This is a genomic window from Campylobacter sp. CFSAN093229, assembly GCF_011068225.1.
Taxonomy (GTDB): domain Bacteria; phylum Campylobacterota; class Campylobacteria; order Campylobacterales; family Campylobacteraceae; genus Campylobacter_D; species Campylobacter_D jejuni.
On record NZ_JAAMXB010000002.1, the window covers coordinates 1 to 21141 of the forward strand.

Sequence of the window (21141 nt, forward strand, 5' to 3'; positions counted from 1 at the left end):
CAAAAAGCTAGTTATCTCTATAAAATAATATATGTTTAATTCTTTAAGATTTAATGAAATTGTGATATAGACAAATTCTAATTGTTAATATTAAGTATATTTTTTAAATCAAATACATTTTAGAGTGTGATAAAATTCAGGGTTATCAAAACTTGGAGGAAAAGGAACACTCGCTCTAAATTCTTTATAAGCATTACCTGGAAGTTTGTCTATAATTTCTATAGTGTAAGAAACACTTGTATTTTGCATTTTGGCATTGCGGATATTTTTATCATTGAAAATTTCTCCCCCTGCTTTTTTTTGGTTTAATATGCTAAGTATCAAATAGCATTTTCTGATTTCAAATTTAGTAAGATTTTGGACCTTTCCGCTTACGATAACACTTTCATGTCTCAGATCTCTTGTGTAGGTTAGTTTGCTAAGATCGGCTTGAGTGGTGAATTGATTGATTGTTAGAAAAATAGAATATATCAAAAGTGCGATAAAAATAGTAGCTATGGTATAAGAAATCAAAGCCATTTCTTTCTGTTCGACTTTTAGAAAGATTAAAATACAAATCAAGGCAAAGCAAATAAGTAAAATAATAAAAGCTATAATATGAAAAATTGTAAAATGCATTAAAAACACTCCGAAACTAAGCGTATGGTATAGTTATTTTCATAGTTAAAATTTTCAAAAGCAATTCTTTGAAATTGGGTTGCATTTTTCTTTAGATCTTTAATTTCTCTACTTTTTTGTCTAAAAGGGATAAATTTCTTTTTATATTCTTCTATGATATTATCATTAGGTATTTTATCTGCAAAAATTTTAGCTGTAATTTTGCATTCTTTAAAATTATTTTTTGAATTATTTGTAATGTTAAAATCAACAATTAAATCATTTGAGCTTTGTATTATTTTTTGATCTGTAATAGCGGTTTTTCGAGTTCTTATTTCATTGTCTATTAGTTTATACCCATAGATATAAACTAAGAAACAAATAATAATATCAAATGCAATAATAAAAAGTGCTGCTATAGGTCTATGGCGTAAAAATACACAAAGAAGTAAAACACAAGTGAAGAGAAAAAAAACTAATAAAATCAGCATATAATCTACTAAATATAAATGAGTAGTGTAAAAAAGCACGATTTCTCTTAGTTTTTCCACTTGCGTATCCTTTTAGTTCATGTTGGCAGAACTTTGCTTTTTAGCATCTTTGGTATCAACCCAAATGTTTGGCACTGCTCCACCTGGAGTTAAGAAAATTTTAGCATCTTGATTGACTTTTAAAGCTTCATTAAATTCTTTTTGAGTTTCAATTTGCTTTAAATTTAGCAAAGGAGTGTTTAAGCTGTTTGCAATTTCTTTATTAGAATAAGCTTGTGCATCTGCTTCTATTTTAACAGCCATAGCTTTACCTTTGGCACTGATTATGGTTGCGTTTGCTTCCCCTTCAGCTAAGGCAGCTTTTTTTAAGGCTTCTTGATTAGCTCTTTCTACTTCATATTTGGTTCTTTCAGCTTCTTGTTTTGCAATTTGCACGCGTTCGATTTGCTCTTTTACTTTTGAAGGTAAAATAATTTCTCTAAGTTGTACAGCACGAAGTTCTACAGGCTCATTTGGTTGAGCTTCTATAGTTTTTCTTATACCTTCTTCTATTTGAGCGGCTATTGTATTACGATTAGTAGGAAGTTCTTCGGCTGTATATTTTCCTACAACACTTCGCACTACATCACGAACAACTGGATCGATAATTTTATTTTCCCAATTTAAGCTCCAAGTAGCTATGGTTTGAGGAACTTGCAAAGGATTTAAACGGTATTGCACTGTAACATCAATAGATACAGGCAGTCCACGAGAGTCAAGTACAGAAATACTATTTTTATTAATAACACCTGAACCTGAAGATAAATTTTCATTACTTCCTTCTATAGAAGCATAGTTGATTTGTCTTACTCTAGTATCGATTATGGTTATTTTTTGTACAAAAGGTAAGAAAAAGTGAAGTCCTGGTTCTAATGGATTTGGGTCATATTTACCTGTTGTTGATTTAATCCCCATTTCCCCAGAATTTATCACCATAAAAGGTTTTGCAACGATTAAAAATAAAATAATAATAATCACCCCATAAATAAACGGAGAGAATTTTCCAAAACCTTTAAAATTAAATTCTGGTGCTTTGAAATTGAAATTTTGACGGTTGTTGTTTCCGTTATTGTTAGAATTTCCATTTTTTTTATTGAAATAATCATTCAAATCAGCTGGCATTTATTTCCTTTTTTAAATATAAGTTAGCATAGATGCGTATTTTTCATTGCGTCCATAAACTACATCAAAATAAGCATCTTGGAGTTTTTTAGTTACAGATCCTCTTAAACTATTTCCTATTATTCTTGCATCAATATTGTTAATAGGAGTGATTTCAGCGGCTGTTCCGGTAAAAAATGCTTCATCGGCAGTATAAACTTCATCTCTTGAAATTCTTTGGCGAAGCACAGTGACACCAAGATCATGAGCGATTTTAAGCACTGTATCTTGAGTAATGCTTTTTAAAGAAAAATCATTTGGAGGCGTGATTAAAACCCCATCTTTTACAATAAAGAAACATTCTCCTGTTCCTTCTGCGATAAAACCTTCTTCATCAAGCATCAAAGCTTCTTCATAGCCTGCTTCAATAGCTTCAAATTTTGCAATTTGAGAGTTAAGATAATTCGCACTTGCTTTAGCTTTTCCCATGCATGATTTAACACTATTTCTTGCAAAAGACGAAATTTTTACTTTTATGCCTTTTTCTAAACCTTCTTCTCCAAGGTAAGCACCCCATTCCCAAGCTGCAATCCCAACTCTTACAGGAGCTTTTATATGATAAAGTCCCATAACTCCATCACCTAAGAAAATCAAAGGACGGATATAGACATTGCTTTTAAAATTGTTTGCTTTTAAGAGTTCAATTTGTGCATTTTCAAGCTCTTTTTGAGAAAAAGGACAATTTAAAAGAGTAATTTTTGCAGACTCTAAAAGTCTTTTGGTGTGATCTTCAAGTCTGAAAATTGCTAAGCCTTTATCTGTTTTATAGGCTCTAGTTCCTTCAAAAACAGCATTGCCATAATGTAAAGAATGGGTTAAAAAGTGCAAAGTTGCATCTTTAAAATCAACTAATTTTCCATCCATCCAAATTTTATCTGCTGAGATCATTTTTTTACCTTTTATAGTTGTTTATTTCTTAAAAAAATATTATTTTAAGAATAAATCAGGATTTTATCAAAAATATACTAACAATAAGCTTTTATTAAATTAAGGTTTTTTGTTAAAAAAAATATTAGGTATTTTTTGAAATAATTATGAAAAATTATCGTTAAAAAGGAGAAATTATGCCATTAGTAAATATTAAATTAGCAAAGCCGTCTTTAAGCAAGGAACAAAAAGCGGATCTTATAGCTGATATTACCAAACTTTTAAGCACGAAATATAATAAAAGCAAAGAAAGAGTTGTTGTGGTTTTAGAAGATGTAGAAAATTATGACATAGGCTTTGGCGGAGAAAGTGTAGAAGCTATCAAAGCAAAGGCAAACAAATGAGTTTAAATATAGGAGATAAAGCACCTCAGTTTGAGCTTTTAAATCAAGATGGGGCAAAAATAGCATTAAAAGATTTTATCGGTAAAAAGGTGATTTTGTATTTTTATCCAAAAGATAATACCCCAGGTTGTGCTACAGAAGCTTGTGATTTTAGTTTAAATTATGATAAATTTGGTAGTAAAAATGCAGTGATTATTGGCATTAGTCCTGATAGCGTGGCAAGTCATGAAAAATTTATCTCTAAATTTGATTTAAAGCATATTTTACTTAGTGATAGTGAAAAAGAAGTTGCTAAAGCTTATGGAGCTTGGGGGCTTAAGAAAAATTACGGAAAAGAATACGAAGGTCTTATTCGTTCTACTTTTGTTATCGATGAAACAGGTAAGATTGCTCAAATTTATAGCAATGTTCGTGTAAAAGATCACGCTTTAAAAGTGCTTGAAAGTCTTTAATGCTAGTGCATATTTGTTGTAGTGTCGATAGTCATTATTTTGTTGAAGAACTTAGAAAGACTTATCCTGAAGAAAAAATCATAGGGTATTTTTATGATCCAAATATCCATCCTTTAAGCGAATATGAACTAAGATTTTTAGATGTAAAAAGATCTTGTGATAAACTCGGTATTAAGTTATATAAGGGTGAGTATGAGTATGAAAAATGGCTTAATGCTGTGCGTGGTTATGAAGATGAGCCTGAAAAGGGTGCAAGGTGTGAAATTTGTTTTGATGTAAGAATGGAATCTAGTGTAAAATTTGCTGCTAAAATAGGAGAAAAAAAGCTTACTACTACACTTTTAACCAGCCCTAAAAAAGATTTAGAACAGTTAAAAAATGCCTTACAAAAAGAATGTGAGCCTTATGGAGTAGAGTTTTTAGCTCCTGATTTTCGTAAAAATGGCGGCACTCAAAGGCAGTTTGCTTTAGCAAAAAAAGAAATGCTTTATCATCAAAACTATTGTGGTTGTATTTATGGGCTTAAAAAACAAAAACAAGATAAGAATTTCATTGATGAATTAATGTCTCCTGTAAATAAGCAAATTTTACCTGCAAGTATAGAAGCAAGAATAGCTCTTTATAAAAAAGTAGTTTTATGGGAAAAAAAGGGTATAAAATTTGCAATTTTAAGAGAGAAATTTTTAAATTATCGTCTTTTAAGTGCTTTGATAAAATTAGATAAAAAGCCTGTTAAATCTCATATTTTATTTTATTCGCATTTTAAAAACGCTTATACAAGATTTTCTTTAGATGAGGAAAATTTAAAACAAAATTTAAAAGAAGGCTTTTATAGAAGCACTAAAGATGAAATGGTTTTTGTGGAATTTTGGCGTTTTAATGCATTTTTTAAAAACAAATGGAAAAATTTTGAAGATTTTTTAAAAAAACCTTTAAGTGTTCAAGCAGAAATTAAATGGCGTAATAAATTGTTTGGAACTTATAATCTTAGCCCTATTGTCATCCTTGAAAATATTTTACCTTCAAGATATGAAGTGATAGCAAAAAGTGAAATTTATCATGATAATCAAGAGGTACTTGTAGAAATTTAAGAAATTTATTAAGAAAAACTTTTTTTGTTAATATAATTTTTAATGATTTTTTTATATAATAAAATTTTTAATTGTTTTCAAGGTTAATTTAATAATGATAGATGTAATGCAAATTCAAGAAATCTTACCACACCGTTATCCTTTTTTACTAGTAGATAAAATTACAGAATTAAAAGTTAAAGAAGTGGTGCGAGGATATAAAAACATCAGTATAAGTGATCATGTTTTTATGGGACATTTTCCAGGGCATCCTATTTATCCTGGAGTTTTGATTTTAGAAGGTATGGCTCAAACAGGTGGAGTTTTAGCTTTTGAAAGTATGGAAGATAAAGTGGATCCAAAAAGTAAAGTAGTTTATTTCACAGGTATAGATGGAGCAAAATTTAGAAATCCTGTGCGTCCTGGAGATAGGCTTGATTATGAAATGAGCGTGGTTAAAAATCGTGGTAATATGTGGATTTTTAAAGGGCAAGCTTTTGTAGATGGAAATTTAGTTGCAGAGGCCGAACTTAAAGCTATGATAGTGGATAAATAATGAAAAAAATTCATCCAAGTGCAGTGATTGAAGAGGGTGCACAACTTGGTGACGATGTTGTAATAGAAGCTTATGCTTATGTAGGTAAAGATACTAAAATAGGTAATGATGTTGTCATCAAACAAGGTGCTCGAATTCTTTCAGATACAACTATAGGTGATCATTCTCGTGTATTTTCTTATGCTATAGTAGGCGATATTCCTCAGGACATATCTTATAAAGAAGAGCAAAAAAGCGGTGTTGTTATAGGAAAAAATGTAACTATTAGAGAATTTGCAACGATAAATTCAGGTACAGCTAAAGGAGATGGTTTTACTCGTATAGGCGATAATGCTTTTATTATGGCTTATTGTCATATTGCTCATGATTGTCTTTTAGGTAATAATATTATTTTAGCTAATAATGCAACTTTAGCAGGACATGTAGAGCTTGGAGATTTTACGGTTGTAGGCGGGCTTACACCTATTCATCAATTTGTCAAAGTAGGTGAGGGTTGTATGATAGCAGGAGCAAGTGCACTTTCTCAGGATATAGTACCGTTTTGTTTAGCAGAAGGAAATCGTGCAAGTATTAGAAGTTTAAATTTAGTAGGTATTCGTCGTCGTTTTGATAAAGATGAAGTAGATAGACTTAGTAGAGCTTTTAAAACTTTATTTAGACAAGGAGATTTAAAAGAAAATGCTAAAAATTTGCTTGAAAATCAAGAAAGTGAAAATGTTAAAAAAATGTGCCATTTTATATTAGAAACAAAGCGCGGAATTCCTGTCTATAGGGGTAAAAATAATGCCTAGAAAATGTAGTTTTTGCAATGAAGTGGAGAATCCACAAAGAAGAATTTTAGCAAATGAAAATGATGATGCTTTTATTTGTGAATATTGCGTTGAAGGTGCTTATAGTATTATTTATGGAGAAGAAAAAGAATTTAAAGAACCTAAACAAAGCCATAATACAGAATTTAAAGATATCACTCCAAAAGAATTAAAAGCTTATCTAGATCGTTATGTCATAGGACAAGATAGAGCTAAAAAAGTTTTTAGTGTTGGAGTATACAATCATTATAAAAGACTTTTTAAAGTCGAACTTCAAGATGATGATACAGAGCTTTTTAAGTCAAATATTTTACTTGTTGGGCCAACAGGAAGTGGAAAAACTTTATTGGCACAAACTTTAGCTAAATTTTTAGATGTACCTATAGCAATTTGTGATGCAACTTCTTTAACTGAAGCAGGATATGTAGGTGAGGATGTGGAAAATATTTTAACACGTCTTTTGCAAGCTGCAGATGGAGATGTGCAAAGAGCTCAAAAAGGTATAGTTTTTATTGATGAGATTGATAAAATTGCTAGAATGAGTGAAAATCGTTCTATTACTCGTGATGTAAGTGGAGAGGGTGTGCAACAAGCTTTACTTAAGATTATCGAAGGAAGTTTGGTAAATATTCCACCAAAAGGGGGAAGAAAACATCCAAATCAAGAGTTTATACAAATTGACACTTCAAATATTTTATTTGTTTGTGGTGGAGCTTTTGATGGTTTGGAAACTATCTTAAAAAGAAAACTTGGCGATAAAGTTGTGGGCTTTTTTGATGATGCAAAAGAAGAAAATAAAGCTTTACTTGAGAAAATTGAACCTGATGATTTGGTGCATTTTGGTTTGATTCCTGAGCTTATAGGTCGTTTGCATGTGATTGCATCTTTAAATGAGCTTAATGAAGAAGATATGGTAAGAATTTTAACTGAGCCTAAAAATGCCATTATTAAGCAATATCAAAAGCTTTTTGCTATTGATGGGGTAAATTTAAAATTTGAAGAAGATGCTCTAAAAGCTATTGCACAACTTGCATTGGAGAGAAAAACAGGGGCTAGGGGGCTTAGAAGTATTATAGAAGAAATGATGGTAGATTTAATGTTTGAGTTACCAGAGTATAAAGACTATGATATTGTAATAACCAAAGAAGTTGTTAAAGACAATGCAAAGGCATTATTAATAAAAAGAAAAATAAGTTAAAAAGGATAGAAATGATATTAGATCAACTTATAGGATTTTTTTCTAGTGATATGGGGATTGATTTAGGAACAGCTAATACGCTAGTTTTGGTAAAAGATAAGGGTATAGTGATAAATGAGCCTTCTGTTGTGGCAGTTGAAAGAGAAAGGTATGGTTCCAAAGCAAAAATTTTAGCCGTAGGCAAAGAAGCTAAAGATATGGTGGGAAAAACTCCAGGCAATATCGAAGCTATTCGTCCTATGAAAGATGGCGTGATTGCAGATTTTGATATGACTGAAAAAATGATCCGCTATTTTATAGAAAAAACACACCGTAGAAAAAGTTTTTTACGCCCTAGAATTATCATTTCTGTTCCTTATGGTTTAACTCAAGTAGAAAGAAAAGCGGTAAGAGAGAGTGCTTTAAGCGCAGGTGCAAGAGAGGTATTTTTGATCGAAGAGCCTATGGCAGCAGCTATTGGTGCAAGTTTACCTATACAAGAGCCTAAAGGAAATTTGGTAGTAGATATAGGGGGTGGAACTACTGAAATTGGAGTGATTTCTTTGGGTGGACTTGTGATTTCAAAGTCTATTCGTACGGCTGGAGATAAGCTTGATATGAGTATAGTTAATTATGTAAAAGAAAAATACAATCTTATCATAGGTGAAAGAACAGGCGAAGAGATCAAAATCACTATAGGTTCAGCAATACAACTTCCAAAAGAGCTTTCTATGGTGGTAAAAGGACGCGATCAAGTAAGTGGACTTTTAAGTCGTATTGAACTTACAAGCGAAGATGTAAGAGAAGCGATGCGTGAGTATTTAAAAGAAATTGCTGATGCTTTAAAAATGGTTCTTGAAATGATGCCGCCTGATTTAGCAAGTGATATAGTAGAAAATGGTGTAGTTTTAACAGGTGGCGGAGCATTGATTCGTGGTCTTGATAAATACTTAAGTGAAATTGTACGTTTGCCAGTTTATATCGCAGATGAACCGCTTTTAGCTGTAGCAAAAGGAACAGGTAAAGCTTTAGAGGAAATTTCATTATTGCAACAATTAACCAATGAAGAATAAGATTTTTTATGTTCTTGTCTTAGCCTTTTTGGTTTTTATATCTTTTTATTATGGAGGACTTATTAAGCAAAATGTTCTCCGTGTTAATGATTTTGTTATAGGTAATTTTTATAATATTAAAGATTATTTAGGAGAAAAAATTTCAGAACACTTTAATCAAGCAAATCAAATTCAGCAACTAAAAGCTAGAAATAAAGAATTAGAAGATATTGCTGTAAAGGTAACTAGTTTTGCAAATCAATTAAATCGTATTTTAGAGGATCAAAATTCTACAAAATATTTACCTCAAGTTTCTTTAACTAGAGTTATTTCTTATGTTCAATTGAATGATTATAAAAAATTATGGTTAGATTGGAGCAAAATTCCCGTTGGTAAAAATCGTGGTTTGATATATCAAGGATATACTGCAGGTATAGCTATTAATAAAAATGGTAGAGCAATGGCTCTTTTACAAGGTGATGATCAGTGTGTTTTTTCTGTTTATATAGGAAAATCCAAAGCTCCGGGTTTAATCCAAGGTGAAGATGGCAGGATTGTGGTTAAATTTATTCCAAAATGGGCAAAAATTAATATCGGAGATGAAATTTTAACAAGTGGACTTGATAATATTTTCTTTTCAGATATACCTGTTGGGATTGTGAATAGAATTGATGATGAAGATATGTATCAAAGTGTAGAAGTAAAGCCTTATGTTAAGATTAGTATTCCTGCTTATTTATATGTAGTAGATAATTTATAAGTCAAGGATTAGACTTTTTAAAAATTTTCTATATTTTTGCTAATTATTATAACTTTGTTTAATGCTAAAAATTTTGTTAAATTATCAAATAAATTTTTATAATCGAATGAGAATTTTATAAAAAATCTTAAATTTCTTTATGTGTTATTTCCTAGATTAAAAGCAGAGTGTTTATTTTTTAAAATTATATCGATAATTTCAAAGTTTATAAAACTAATTTTTGTTATAATCAGCCCAAATTTATGCTCTTAGGAAAATTTATGCCAAAACGAACAGATATTAAAAGCATTTTACTTATAGGAAGTGGTCCTATTGTGATAGGACAAGCTTGTGAATTTGATTATTCTGGAACTCAAGCCGCAAAGACTTTAAAAGAATTAGGATATCGTGTAGTATTAATCAACTCAAATCCTGCAACCATCATGACAGATCCCGAATTTGCAGATGCGACTTATATAGAACCCACAACAAAAGAAAGTATTTTAAGTATTATTAAAAAAGAAAAAATTGATGCAATTTTACCAACCATGGGTGGACAAGTAGCGTTAAATGTTGCTATGGAAGTTTATGAAAGTGGACTTTTAGGAGATGTGAAATTTTTAGGTGCAAACCCTGAGGCGATTAAAAAAGGTGAAGATCGTCAGGTCTTTAAAGAATGTATGAAAAAAATCGGCATGGATTTACCAAAATCGATGTATGCGTATAATTATGATGAAGCTTTAAAAGCTGTAGATGAGATCGGTTTTCCTTTGATGATCCGTGCTTCTTATACTTTAGGAGGCGCTGGAAGTGGTGTGGTTTATAATATGGACGAATTTAAAGAACTTGCCAATACTGCTTTAGCTTTATCGCCTATCCATGAAATTTTGATTGAAGAAAGTTTGTTGGGTTGGAAAGAATATGAAATGGAAGTTATACGCGATAGAGCGGATAATTGTATCATAGTTTGTAGTATAGAAAATATCGATCCTATGGGAGTTCATACAGGAGATAGTATTACAATAGCTCCAGCATTAACTTTGACGGATAAAGAATATCAAGTTATGCGTAATGCTTCTTTTGCTATTTTGCGTGAAATTGGCGTAGATACAGGCGGAAGTAATGTGCAGTTTGCTATCAACCCAAAAAATGGAAGAATGATAGTTATAGAAATGAATCCAAGAGTTTCAAGATCAAGTGCTTTAGCTTCTAAGGCAACAGGCTATCCTATAGCAAAGGTTGCGACACTTTTGGCAGTAGGCTTTAGTTTAGATGAGATTAAAAATGATATTACAGGAACTCCTGCATCTTTTGAGCCTGTGATTGATTATATTGTAACAAAAATTCCTCGCTTTACTTTTGAAAAATTTCCAGGGGCAAACACAACTTTAGGTACAGCTATGAAAAGTGTGGGTGAGGTGATGGCTATAGGACGTACTTTTAAAGAAAGTATACAAAAAGCACTTTGTTCTCTTGAGCGCTCTTTGAGTGGTTTTGATAGAGTAAAATTTGAAGATAGAAATGATCTTGTTTTTAAAATTCGCAATGCCAATGAAAAGCGTTTACTTTATGTTGCTCAGGCTTTTAGGGAAGGTTTTAGTGTAGAAGAACTTTATGGGCTTTGCAAAATAGATCCTTGGTTTTTAACACAGATTAAAGAAATTGTAGATTTTGAAGAGCAAATTGATATGGATATTTTAAACAATAAAGCTCTTTTGAGAAAAGCAAAAACTATGGGTTTTTCAGATAAAATGATAGCCTTGCTTGTAAATTTGAAAGATAATTTAGAATTAAGCCAAAATGATATTTATTATGCAAGAATGAAGCAAAAAATCATTGCAGAATTTAGCGAAGTGGATACTTGCGCGGGTGAATTTGAAGCTTTAACTCCTTATCTTTATTCAAGTATCAATGTAAGCGAACTCACTCAAAGTAAAAACGATACTAAGGATAAAAAAGAAAAAAAAGTGATGATTATAGGTGGGGGACCAAACCGCATAGGACAAGGTATAGAATTTGACTATGCTTGCGTACATGCTTCTTTTGCGCTTAAAGATATGGGTATTAAAACCATTATGTATAATTGTAATCCTGAAACCGTTTCGACTGATTACGATACAAGCGATATTTTGTATTTTGAACCTATTGATTTTGAACATTTAAGAGCGGTGATTGAGCGTGAAAAACCTGATGGAGTGATTGTGCATTTTGGTGGACAAACTCCTTTGAAATTTGCTAAGCGTTTGAGTGCTTTTGGAGCTAAAATTATAGGTACTAGTGCAAGAGTAATTGATATGGCAGAAGATAGAAAGAAATTTGCCGAATTTATTACAAAATTAGGCATCAATCAGCCAAAAAATTCCACTGCAACAAGCGTAGAAGAAGCGGTGCTTAAGGCTAGTGATATAGGATATCCTGTGCTTGTAAGACCAAGTTATGTTTTAGGTGGGCGTGCGATGCGTGTGGTAAATGATGAGGCTGAACTTAGACTCTATATGCAAGAAGCTGTGGATGTGAGTGATAAAAGTCCTGTTTTGATCGATCAGTTTTTAGACAATGCTACAGAAATTGATGTTGATGCGATTTGTGATGGCAAAGATGTTTATGTGGCAGGAATTATGGAGCATATAGAAGAAGCAGGAATTCATTCAGGCGATAGTGCTTGTTCTTTACCACCTTGTAATATCGATGAAAAAATGCAAGAATTTATTGCACAAAAAACCGCAGATATTGCTTTAAATTTAGGAGTTGTAGGGCTTTTAAATATACAATTTGCTTTACATAATAATGAGCTTTATATGATAGAAGTAAATCCTAGAGCTAGTCGTACTGTGCCTTTTGTTAGTAAAGCTACGGGTATTCCTTTAGCAAAAGTGGCAACGCGTGTGATGTGGCAAGGAAATTTAAAAGAAGCTTTAAAATTTTATGATACTTTCAAAGTGGTTAATTTTGATACTAAAATTTTACGCCCTAAAACTCCAAAATATATGAGTGTAAAAGAAGCAGTATTTCCATTTGCAAAACTTAGTGGAAGTGATTTAGAATTAGGCCCTGAAATGCGTTCAACGGGTGAAGTTATGGGTATAAGCAAGGATTTTGCAAATTCTTACGCAAAAAGTCAAATCGCATCGTTTAATCATCTTCCAGAGCAAGGCGTGGTATTTATCTCCTTAAAAGATAAGGATAAAAAATATACCAAAAAAATCGCTGCAGAATATGTAAAGCTTGGCTTTAAGCTTATGGCAACAGGGGGAACTTGTAAGGAAATTTTAGAAAGTGGTTTTGAGTGCGAACTTGTACATAAAATTTCAGAAGGACGCCCCAATGTTGAAGATAAATTGAAAAATGGAGAAATTCACTTAGTTATCAATACAAGTGATAATCACAGTTTTAAAGGTGATACGAAAAAAATTCGTGAAAATATTATTCGTTTTAAAATACCTTATTTTACAAATTTACGATCAGCTTTAGCAGGTGCAAAATCGATTAAAGCTATACAGAGTAAATCTTGCCTAGATGTAAAGAGTTTGCAAGAGTGGCTTAAATCTTGATTTATTTAGCTCAAACAGATACTACGGTAGGATTTTTAAGTAAAAATTTAGAAGAGATTAATGCTTTAAAAGGTAGAGATAAAAATCAACCTTGCTTAATCACTTCTGCGAAATTTTGCGAGTTAAAAAGTTTGGCAAGAATTCCAAAATCTTTTAAAAATTTAGTACGTCGTTCTAAAAAAACAACTTTTATTTATCCAAATAATCAGGCCATTCGTATTGTGAAAGAGTGTAAACATGCGAATTTTTTAAGTAAAAATGGCTATTTTTATTCATCTTCGGCAAACAAGCATGGAAAAGAATTTGATGAAGAATGGGCTAGAAGTGTTGCTGATATAATACTTGATGAGAAATTTTTCGAAAATATCCCATCAAAAATATTAAAACTTTCAAAGAATAAAATGATAAAAATACGTTAATTAAAGAGCTTTTAAAATATCTTCAAAAGCAATACAAAATTGCTCTAGGCCATCACTTAACAAATCATTGCAAGCTTTTTCTCGTTCACTTTGAGAAATGATTTGATTAAGTTCTGTATAAATTTCAAAATTCATTAAAGGTTTTTTAAAATCCATTTTTCCTTTAAATGCCTCTATTGCATCAAGAGGAGCAGTATTAACAGAATTCTCAAAAAGAAGTTCTTTGATATAATAGTCTTTTGGCAGATCATCTCCTTTAACTCCAGTGCTTGCAAACAAAGCGCGAATATTAGGTTCATTTTTTGAGTAGATATTGTTATAAGCTAAATTTGCATTTAAAATTCCAATACGATTTTGCTCTTTGGCTTTAGGATTTAAAAGTCTATCAAAACGACTTACAAAAATACTTATAACAGCTTGTGGTGTTCTAGTATTTTGTTCTTTTAAGGCTATATTGTTTTTTCTAAATTCGACTAAACCTGCATTTAAAGCTTCAAAACATTTTTGACTTTGTTCAAGAGAAAAAATTAAGGTAGCATTGACGCTAATACCATTTTTCATAAGTTCATACATTACTTCATAAGAAGCTTTTGTAGCTGGTATTTTAATCATTACATTTTCTTTGCTAATAGCACTATAAAGTCTTTTAGCTTCGCCTAAACTAAGAGTCGTGTTATCATGAAGTCTTGGATCTATTTCAATACTTATAAATCCATCATTTTTTTGATAAAAAAGAGGAGCTAGTTTATCAGCTGCTTTTTGAATATCAGAAATTGCTAATTCTTCATAAATATCTTTTGTTTTTTTTCCTTTTAATTTAAGAATTTTATCTTTATAAATTGGAGAATTTAAAATAGCATTTTTAAAAATAGCGGGATTTGAAGTAGCACCATTAATTCCATGTGATAATAAATTTAAAAATTCATTATCTAAAAAACTATTTTCTATAAAATCACACCAAAGAGAAAAATTTTTCATTATATTACCTTTATTATTTCTTTTAAGTCTTTTATATCTATGCAAATATCAGCTTGAGAACGTAAAATTTCTTTAGCACAAAATGCAATCTTTAATCCACTTTCGTTAAACATTGCCAAATCATTTGCCCCATCGCCAACGCACATCACTTCATCTGTTTTCAAATTTAAAAAGCTTTTTAATCGTTGTAGCATTAAGCCTTTTGAATTTGAAAACATCATTTCTCCACCAACTAGCCCTGTTAAAATGTCATTTTTATGATGCAGATAATTTGCAAAACCGAGATTAATTCCAAGTTTTTGCATAGCAGGATCTATGCCTTCATGAAAACCACCGCTAAAAATAACAATTTGTATATTTTTAGATTTTAAATATTGGATAAGTTCATGTGCTCCATGCATTAGTGGAAGTGTGCTACCTAATTCTAAAACTTTTTTATAAGACATACCTTTTAAAAGGCTTACTCGTTTTTGAAGACTTTCGAAAAAATCAAGCTCTCCAGCCATGGCATGGCGGGTAATTTCGCTTGTTTGATTACCCTTGCCATGCGCTGTAGCTAAAATATCGATGGTTTCACCATCCATTAAAGTAGCGTCAAAGTCAAAAACACAAAGTTTAATCATTAAAATTCGCGCTTAAGTAAAGCTTCTACTTTGAGTATAGTTAAGATATTTTCATCTCTTTTTCCTATACCATAAATCATACCTTTGTCTTTAACTAAAGTTTCAGGTGGTGGATCGATTCTGTTTCTGTGAATTTTAATTGCTTCAGTTAATCTATCTATAACAAAACCAGCATTTCCTCCAACTCCAGTTCCATTTGTCTCACCTCTTAAAACAATATATCTTGTTTGAGGTGTCATTTTAGAACTTCCTAAATGAAAGCGTTGAGCTAGATCAATGAGTGGCATAACATTACCACGCATATTAAAAACCCCTAGAACATAATCAGGTACACTAGGAACTCTAGTATATTCTATAGGTTTGATGATTTCTTGTATATTAAGAATTGGAATCGCATATTCCTCATCTCCAACTACAAAGCCGACAAGTTGGATGATATCATCTTCTCTTTGATCGACATCAGGACCAGCCATCTGAGTTTGCTGTTTTTGCAAAATTTGCTCTAATTTTTCATTACTCATATTCTTATCCTAGTTTCAAATTTTTTCTAACCACATTTTCCAAGTATTCTGGAGAATAAGGTTTAGTGATATATTCAGTCATACCCACTTCAACACCTCTTAAGCGGTCAGTTTTACTTGTTCTTGAAGTAACTGCAATGAGTGGTAAGTTACGATATTTAGAATACTTTCTAATTTCACCAGCTAAGGTATATCCATCCATTCTTGGCATTTCGATATCTATAAGCATTGCATCAATATCATGTTCGCCAGATTTTATAATATTCAATGCTTCAACACCATTTGTTGCTTCAACTAAACTAACTCCTAGTGGTTCTAAAGCTTTTTGCATTAAAGTTCTATCCATTTTAGAATCATCTACAATTAAGACTTTATAGTCACTTGGTTGTTCTTTAGGTTTTTTCGCACTTGATTCTAATTGCGCTTTAATATCAACTTTAATTTCTTTGGCCATATCCATCATAGCACCTACATCAATGATTAATGTCACTCTACCATCACCACGGATTGTAGCTCCTGCTATACCTTGGATATTTTGTAAATAATCACCCATGGATTTAATAACTATTTCTTCTTGTCCTACAAGAGTATCTACTATAATACCAAGCTTGCTTTCTGCTACCCCTATAACAACGACATAAGTTTGATCACCGCTTTCAAGGACTTGTTTAACTCCAAATACATCTGAAAGTCTCACAAGAGAAAGCACTTCATCTCTTAAGCGTAATACATTTTTACCTTCGATAGTATAGATATCATCAATTGGCACTCTAACTGTTTCAAGAACGCTTGCAAGTGGAATTGCATAGAATTCTTCTTGAGTTCCTACAAGTAAAGATTGAATGATTGCCAAGGTAAGAGGAATTTTAAGTTTAAATGAACTTCCTTTACCTAACTCACTATCAATTTCAATTACCCCATTAAGTTTTTCGATGTTGGTTTTAACAACATCCATTCCTACACCACGACCTGAAACATTTGTTACTTTAGCTGCAGTTGAAAAACCAGGTTTGAAAATCAAAGCAAAAGCTTCTTTGTCTGTCATTTGATCTGCTTCTCTTTCGGTAATCAAATTTTTCTCTATAGCTTTTGCTTTTAAGCCATTTGGATCAAGTCCTTTACCGTCATCTGTAATTTCTACAACGATGTGATTGCCTTCATTATAAGCTTTAAGTTGGACTATACCTTTTTCAGGTTTTCCATTCGCTGCACGAGTTGCTGGATCCTCAACACCATGGTCACATGAATTTCTAATCATATGCATGATAGGATCGCCAATTTCCTCTACAATAGATTTATCAAGTTCAGTTTCTTCACCTGTAATTTCAAGTTCTATTTGCTTTCCTAATTCACGACTCAAATCACGAACAACTCTTGGGAATTTATTGAAAACTTTTGCTATAGGTTGCATTCTTGTTTTCATTACAGCAAGCTGAACATCAGTTGTAATAATACTTAATTGACTTACAACCTGATTAAGTTCTTCAAGGAATTTTTCTCCTTCATAACGCTCTTCAACATCATCGTAAATTTTAAGCAAACGGTTTTTGCCTAAAACAAGCTCCCCAATTAGATTCATTAAGTGATCTAATCTTTTTACCTCCACGCGTATGGTTTGATCCATACTGCTAGCATTACTACCTGAAGCAGGAACTTTTTTCTCTCCACTTTCCGCAGGTTTATTTGCTGTATTGTTAGTCGGTTTAGGTGCCGCATTTGTTGTTTGTTTCTTTTGTGCGCGACGAGCTTGATCTTCAGCTTTTCTAACTTTTAAAAGTCTTTCTATTTCAGCTTCAACTTCAGAATCACTTAATTGATTAACATCTACTTCAGGTTCAGGAGTAGTTGTTTCTTGTTTTGGTGCTTCTGGTTCTGCTTGTGGAGTAGATTTTTCATTTGAATCTGTTGCCGCAACAGGAGACTCTCCTTCTGAAATAGCTGTTAATCTTGCGCAAATTGGTTCTATATCCATACCAATAGCAGTATCGTTGCCGTTATCACGAATGGAATTAAGCAAAGTTTTCATTCTATCAATAGACTCTAAAACTACATCCATGATATCTGGAGTTATTTTTAACTCGCCATGTCTTGCTTTGTTTAAAACATCTTCCATGTGGTGAGTTAACTTTGTTAAAACATCAAAATTTAAGAAACTTGATGATCCTTTAACCGTATGTGCAACACGGAAAATTCTATTTAATAATTCTAAATCTTCTGGATTTGATTCAAGCTCTACTAAATCATGGTCGATTTGCTCAACAAGCTCAAAAGCTTCAACCAAAAAGTCTTCAAGTATTTCTTGCATATCTTCCATATTTTACCCCTGTTCTTGAGATTGATGTTTTTTAATAACCTTTGCAATTTCATTGAAGAAATCGCTAGCGTTAAATTTGACAAGATAGCCTTCTCCACCAGCTTCTTGAACACCTTTCTCATTCATAAATTCATTTGATAAAGACGAGTTAAAGACTATAGGAATATCTTTAAATCTTGGATCTTCTTTAATGCGTGCAGCAAAGTGGAAACCATCCATTTGTGGCATTTCGACATCGCTTACTATAATTTTTAAAGTATCATTTAAACTTTCACCATAAACTTGGCTTAATTCTTCTAATTTGTTTATGCCCTCTACGCCGTCTTTAGCTTCAACAACTTGAAAGCCCATCTGTTGCATCATTTCTTTGACGCGTTTTCTAGCAGTCATGCTGTCATCAAGTATAAGTGCTGTTCCAGTAAATTTTTCTATTTTTCCAAAATCTATATCTGTTTTTGGAGCGTAAATTCCTAAATCTTCAACAACACTTTCAAGATCTAAAATTAGCAACACTTCATCATTTTCAATGCGTGTTACACCTGTGATTTTACCTTTATCTAAAGCACCTGATCCTGTAGAAAAAGTTGCTGGTTCTATATCCTTCCAGTTAATTCTACGAATTCTTTTTGCTTCGTGAACTATAAAACCAATAAGAATATTGCTAAATTCAGTGATAATAACTCTAGGTTTTAGCATAGCGCTTTCTGGCTCAGTGATTTGCATCCATTTGGCAAGATTGACTACAGGTATAACCACTCCACGAAGATCAAAGATACCTTCGATGTAATCAGGTACACCTGGAAGTTCTGTAAGGCTTGGGATTTTTATAATCTCCCTTACCTTAGAAACATTTACACCATAAATTCCTTCATAGACTTTATCGTGTCCTTGCTTAAAGATACGGAAATCGACAAGCTCCATTTCATTTGAACCCGTTTTCACGATATTTTCATCAAACATTTTGACCCCTCAATTTCTGTTCTCGAAATTTGATTTCTTGTTGATATTCTACTACAAAAAAACTTCTCTCATATGCAAAACTAGCTAAGTTAAGATATTTAATGTTTTCTTTGTTGATTTGATGATTTTGATGATAGTGTCCTTCACATACCCAAAATCCTAAATTTTCATATCTTTCATATCTTTTTTTTGCTAAATTTTCAAAATCTTTTATTTGATAAAAAAGGTTTTTTTTGTTTTGATTTTGAAGAATTTTATTTGAAATAAAATTACGAGTAATAATATTTAAAAAATTCAAAAATATAAGCAAATAATGATTTCTTAATGTTTTAAGAGTAAACTGTAAAAGAGGTGGTAAAAAAATATCTCCGTGGGCTAATTTTATAAAAGCATTATTTAAAACAAGATTATTACCTTTACTTGTATGCAAATTAAGCTTTATGGGCTGCTCTTGTAAGTTAAAAATTTTTACCCTTTTAAAAAAACAAGAAAGATTAAAATCATGATTGCCTTCTAAGTAGATAATTTCAATCTTTAAGGCCAATTCTTCTAAAAGTTCTATGTAAGGTTTAGCAAATTCATGTGTAGCAGAGATTTCGCCTATAAGCAAATCGAAAATATCACCCATAAGTATGAGTTGAGGGGTGGAAATTTTACCTTTCTTTAAGGCTTGTAAAAATTCCCAAAATCCCTTTCTTTGTTCATTTTCATGAGCATCCGCGATTAAAATCGCTCCATTTTGTAGTAAAATTTTTTATCCTTAAAATTTCAAAGGCTCATAATTTATAGAAAGGATTTCAAATTCACTCTCACCTTTTGGCAAACGCACTTTAAAATCATCTCCTTCTTTTTTCCCAAGCATAGCTTTTGCTATTGGAGATGCGATGGAAATATAACCCTTATCTAAATCTCCTTCGCAAATTCCTACTAAAGTATATTTATTTTCTTTTTCTGTATCCAAATCCATGATCACAACACTTGAACCAAATTTCACACTATCATGTTCATAGCTTGAAGGATCGATCACTTGAGCTCTTGCTAGCAAGTCACTAAGCTCTGCAATACGACTTTCTATCAAAGCTTGTTTTTCTCTTGCAGCATGGTATTCCGCATTTTCTTTCAAATCCCCATGACTCCTTGCTGTATCGATTTCTATTACAACGGCAGGACGTTGATTGTCTTTTAAATCTTTTAATTCTGCGGCTAACTTATCATAGCCAAATTGACTCATTGGTTCTTTTTGCATGATTTATCCTTTTATATTTCGCTTAGGATTTTTGCTAAATTTTTAGCACTTCCAAAATTTAAATACTCTTTTAAAAAATCAACTTTAGCAAAAAATGCCTTATAATCATATTTATTATAAGCTTCATATAAATTTAAAACATTGACTTCATCTTGTAAAAATTCGGGATTTAAAGCTTCTTTTCCAGCAAAATCACAAAAAATATTTGCAAGTCCTATGTGTTTTAATTTTACAAAAAGTTTTGCGATAAAAATATCAATCGCTTTTGCTTTGTAAGTAAGGATAAAAGGAGTTCCCACCAAAGCTGCTTCTAAAGTAGCCGTTCCGCTACAAATAAAGGAAAAATCAGCTTTTTTAAGTACTTTTGGAGTATTACTTTCTATTTTAAATTCGCTAATATCACCATAAATTTCTAATTTTTCAAGATTAAATGGGGGAACGCAAAGAATTTTTTCACCCTTAAATTTTTGCGAGAGTTCCTTAAAAATAGGCATTAAACGCCTAATTTCACTACGCCTTGAACCTGGTAAAAAGGCTATAGTTTTTTCATCATCTTTTTTTGAAAATGCAAGATTAATGTCTTCTTTATTTTTAAATTCTTTTATCTCATCTAAAAGCGGATGGCCTACATAAGTGCTTTTGTTAAAAAACTGATTATCAAAGGGCAAAATAGAAGCTAAAATATCAAAATGATTTTCTATGATAGGTATGCGACCTTTTTTCCACGCCCAAACTTGAGGCAAGATATAATAAATGCGTGGAATTTTACTGCCTGCTTTTTTTAAAGCCTTAGCAAAAGGTATGTTAAAAGCGGGCGAATCTATACATAAAATCCCATTTATTTTTTGAGTAAAGCTTAAATTTACAAGTTCTTTTATAGCTTTTTTTGCTTTGAAAATCAAAGGTAAAACTTCTATAAAACCCATAGCACTAAATTCATGTGAGCTATAAAGTGGTTTAGAAATTAAATCAAATTCTTTGCATAAACCCTCATCATAAATCCCATGAAGTTCAAATTCACCAAAATCTTTTTTATAAGCTTTTAAAACTTCTTTTAAATGCAAATTTGCTGAAGGCTCTAAGGCACAAACTAAAAAGGTTTTCAAAAAATTTCC

Annotated in this window: 22 protein-coding genes; 10 read left to right on the forward strand and 12 right to left on the reverse strand. The window is 31.6% G+C overall.

Annotation, left to right across the window (positions count from 1 at the left end):
- Positions 1–108: 108 nt before the first annotated feature.
- The 4 genes from FBE93_RS00315 to ilvE are packed head-to-tail and all read right to left on the reverse strand — an operon-like array spanning position 109 to position 3176.
- Positions 109–618, reverse strand: coding sequence for a DUF2393 family protein (locus tag FBE93_RS00315; protein ID WP_002934116.1), 510 nt, complete (start codon positions 616–618; stop codon positions 109–111).
- Positions 618–1148 carry a DUF2393 domain-containing protein gene (locus FBE93_RS00320; RefSeq protein ID WP_002934113.1) on the reverse strand — a complete coding sequence of 177 codons (531 nt, stop codon included), beginning with the start codon at positions 1146–1148 and terminating at the stop codon, positions 618–620. The genes FBE93_RS00315 and FBE93_RS00320 overlap by 1 nt, the downstream gene beginning before the upstream one ends.
- A 12-nt stretch (positions 1149–1160) precedes the next feature.
- A complete protein-coding gene (locus tag FBE93_RS00325) occupies positions 1161–2249 on the reverse strand; it encodes a prohibitin family protein (RefSeq protein ID WP_002861052.1) in 1089 nt (362 codons plus the stop codon).
- 12 nt (positions 2250–2261) lie between these two features.
- Entirely contained in the window at positions 2262–3176 is a 915-nt protein-coding gene (gene ilvE / locus FBE93_RS00330) for a branched-chain-amino-acid transaminase (protein WP_002934112.1), read from the reverse strand.
- A gap of 176 nt (positions 3177–3352) precedes the next feature.
- Between ilvE and FBE93_RS00335 the strand changes: the two genes are divergently transcribed.
- From FBE93_RS00335 to FBE93_RS00380, 10 genes are all read left to right on the forward strand, one after another.
- The gene (locus FBE93_RS00335) at positions 3353–3559 is read left to right on the forward strand and encodes a 4-oxalocrotonate tautomerase family protein (protein WP_002934111.1); all 207 of its coding nucleotides are present in this window, start codon (positions 3353–3355) and stop codon (positions 3557–3559) included.
- Complete coding sequence (gene bcp, locus FBE93_RS00340; RefSeq protein WP_165434069.1) at positions 3556–4011, forward strand: thioredoxin-dependent thiol peroxidase; 456 nt, start codon at positions 3556–3558, stop codon at positions 4009–4011. The genes FBE93_RS00335 and bcp overlap by 4 nt, the downstream gene beginning before the upstream one ends.
- Entirely contained in the window at positions 4011–5102 is a 1092-nt protein-coding gene (locus FBE93_RS00345; protein WP_002934102.1) for an epoxyqueuosine reductase QueH, read from the forward strand. The genes bcp and FBE93_RS00345 overlap by 1 nt, the downstream gene beginning before the upstream one ends.
- Positions 5103–5196: 94 nt before the next feature.
- Entirely contained in the window at positions 5197–5637 is a 441-nt protein-coding gene (fabZ, locus tag FBE93_RS00350) for a 3-hydroxyacyl-ACP dehydratase FabZ (protein ID WP_002851782.1), read from the forward strand.
- Positions 5637–6428 (forward strand): acyl-ACP--UDP-N-acetylglucosamine O-acyltransferase, encoded by a 792-nt coding sequence (lpxA, locus tag FBE93_RS00355; protein ID WP_002934100.1) that lies wholly within the window; start codon positions 5637–5639, stop codon positions 6426–6428. Before fabZ ends, lpxA begins: the two co-directional genes overlap by 1 nt.
- The gene (gene clpX, locus FBE93_RS00360) at positions 6421–7644 is read left to right on the forward strand and encodes an ATP-dependent Clp protease ATP-binding subunit ClpX (protein ID WP_165434070.1); all 1224 of its coding nucleotides are present in this window, start codon (positions 6421–6423) and stop codon (positions 7642–7644) included. The genes lpxA and clpX overlap by 8 nt, the downstream gene beginning before the upstream one ends.
- 11 nt (positions 7645–7655) lie before the next feature.
- On the forward strand, positions 7656–8696 hold the full coding sequence (locus FBE93_RS00365; protein ID WP_002851700.1) for a rod shape-determining protein: 1041 nt from the start codon (positions 7656–7658) through the stop codon (positions 8694–8696).
- On the forward strand, positions 8686–9435 hold the full coding sequence (gene mreC / locus FBE93_RS00370) for a rod shape-determining protein MreC (RefSeq protein ID WP_002877813.1): 750 nt from the start codon (positions 8686–8688) through the stop codon (positions 9433–9435). Before FBE93_RS00365 ends, mreC begins: the two co-directional genes overlap by 11 nt.
- Positions 9436–9695: 260 nt before the next feature.
- Positions 9696–12965 carry a carbamoyl-phosphate synthase large subunit gene (carB, locus tag FBE93_RS00375; RefSeq protein ID WP_002934098.1) on the forward strand — a complete coding sequence of 1090 codons (3270 nt, stop codon included), beginning with the start codon at positions 9696–9698 and terminating at the stop codon, positions 12963–12965.
- Positions 12962–13384 (forward strand): hypothetical protein, encoded by a 423-nt coding sequence (locus FBE93_RS00380; RefSeq protein WP_002851686.1) that lies wholly within the window; start codon positions 12962–12964, stop codon positions 13382–13384. The genes carB and FBE93_RS00380 overlap by 4 nt, the downstream gene beginning before the upstream one ends.
- Here the strand turns inward: FBE93_RS00380 and FBE93_RS00385 are convergent, their stop codons facing one another.
- Genes FBE93_RS00385 through lpxB form a run of 8 tightly spaced genes read right to left on the reverse strand, consistent with a single transcriptional unit; the run spans position 13385 to position 21132 of the window.
- Entirely contained in the window at positions 13385–14362 is a 978-nt protein-coding gene (locus FBE93_RS00385; protein WP_002934097.1) for a transaldolase, read from the reverse strand.
- Positions 14362–14985, reverse strand: a complete 624-nt coding sequence (gene serB, locus FBE93_RS00390; RefSeq protein WP_002880526.1) for a phosphoserine phosphatase SerB — start codon at positions 14983–14985, stop codon at positions 14362–14364. The genes FBE93_RS00385 and serB overlap by 1 nt, the downstream gene beginning before the upstream one ends.
- Positions 14985–15506: a chemotaxis protein CheW gene (locus FBE93_RS00395; protein WP_002826355.1), complete on the reverse strand. Its 522-nt coding sequence runs from the start codon at positions 15504–15506 to the stop codon at positions 14985–14987. Before FBE93_RS00395 ends, serB begins: the two co-directional genes overlap by 1 nt.
- Before the next feature lie 4 nt (positions 15507–15510).
- The gene (locus FBE93_RS00400; RefSeq protein ID WP_002857311.1) at positions 15511–17820 is read right to left on the reverse strand and encodes a chemotaxis protein CheW; all 2310 of its coding nucleotides are present in this window, start codon (positions 17818–17820) and stop codon (positions 15511–15513) included.
- Between the two features lie 3 nt (positions 17821–17823).
- Positions 17824–18780 (reverse strand): chemotaxis protein, encoded by a 957-nt coding sequence (locus tag FBE93_RS00405; protein WP_002934096.1) that lies wholly within the window; start codon positions 18778–18780, stop codon positions 17824–17826.
- On the reverse strand, positions 18773–19531 hold the full coding sequence (locus FBE93_RS00410) for a UDP-2,3-diacylglucosamine diphosphatase (protein ID WP_332933476.1): 759 nt from the start codon (positions 19529–19531) through the stop codon (positions 18773–18775). The genes FBE93_RS00405 and FBE93_RS00410 overlap by 8 nt, the downstream gene beginning before the upstream one ends.
- 9 nt (positions 19532–19540) lie before the next feature.
- Positions 19541–20026 carry a transcription elongation factor GreA gene (greA, locus tag FBE93_RS00415; RefSeq protein ID WP_002868737.1) on the reverse strand — a complete coding sequence of 162 codons (486 nt, stop codon included), beginning with the start codon at positions 20024–20026 and terminating at the stop codon, positions 19541–19543.
- Positions 20027–20037: 11 nt separating this feature from the next.
- Positions 20038–21132: a lipid-A-disaccharide synthase gene (gene lpxB / locus FBE93_RS00420; RefSeq protein WP_002934088.1), complete on the reverse strand. Its 1095-nt coding sequence runs from the start codon at positions 21130–21132 to the stop codon at positions 20038–20040.
- Between the last annotated feature and the right edge of the window lie 9 nt (positions 21133–21141).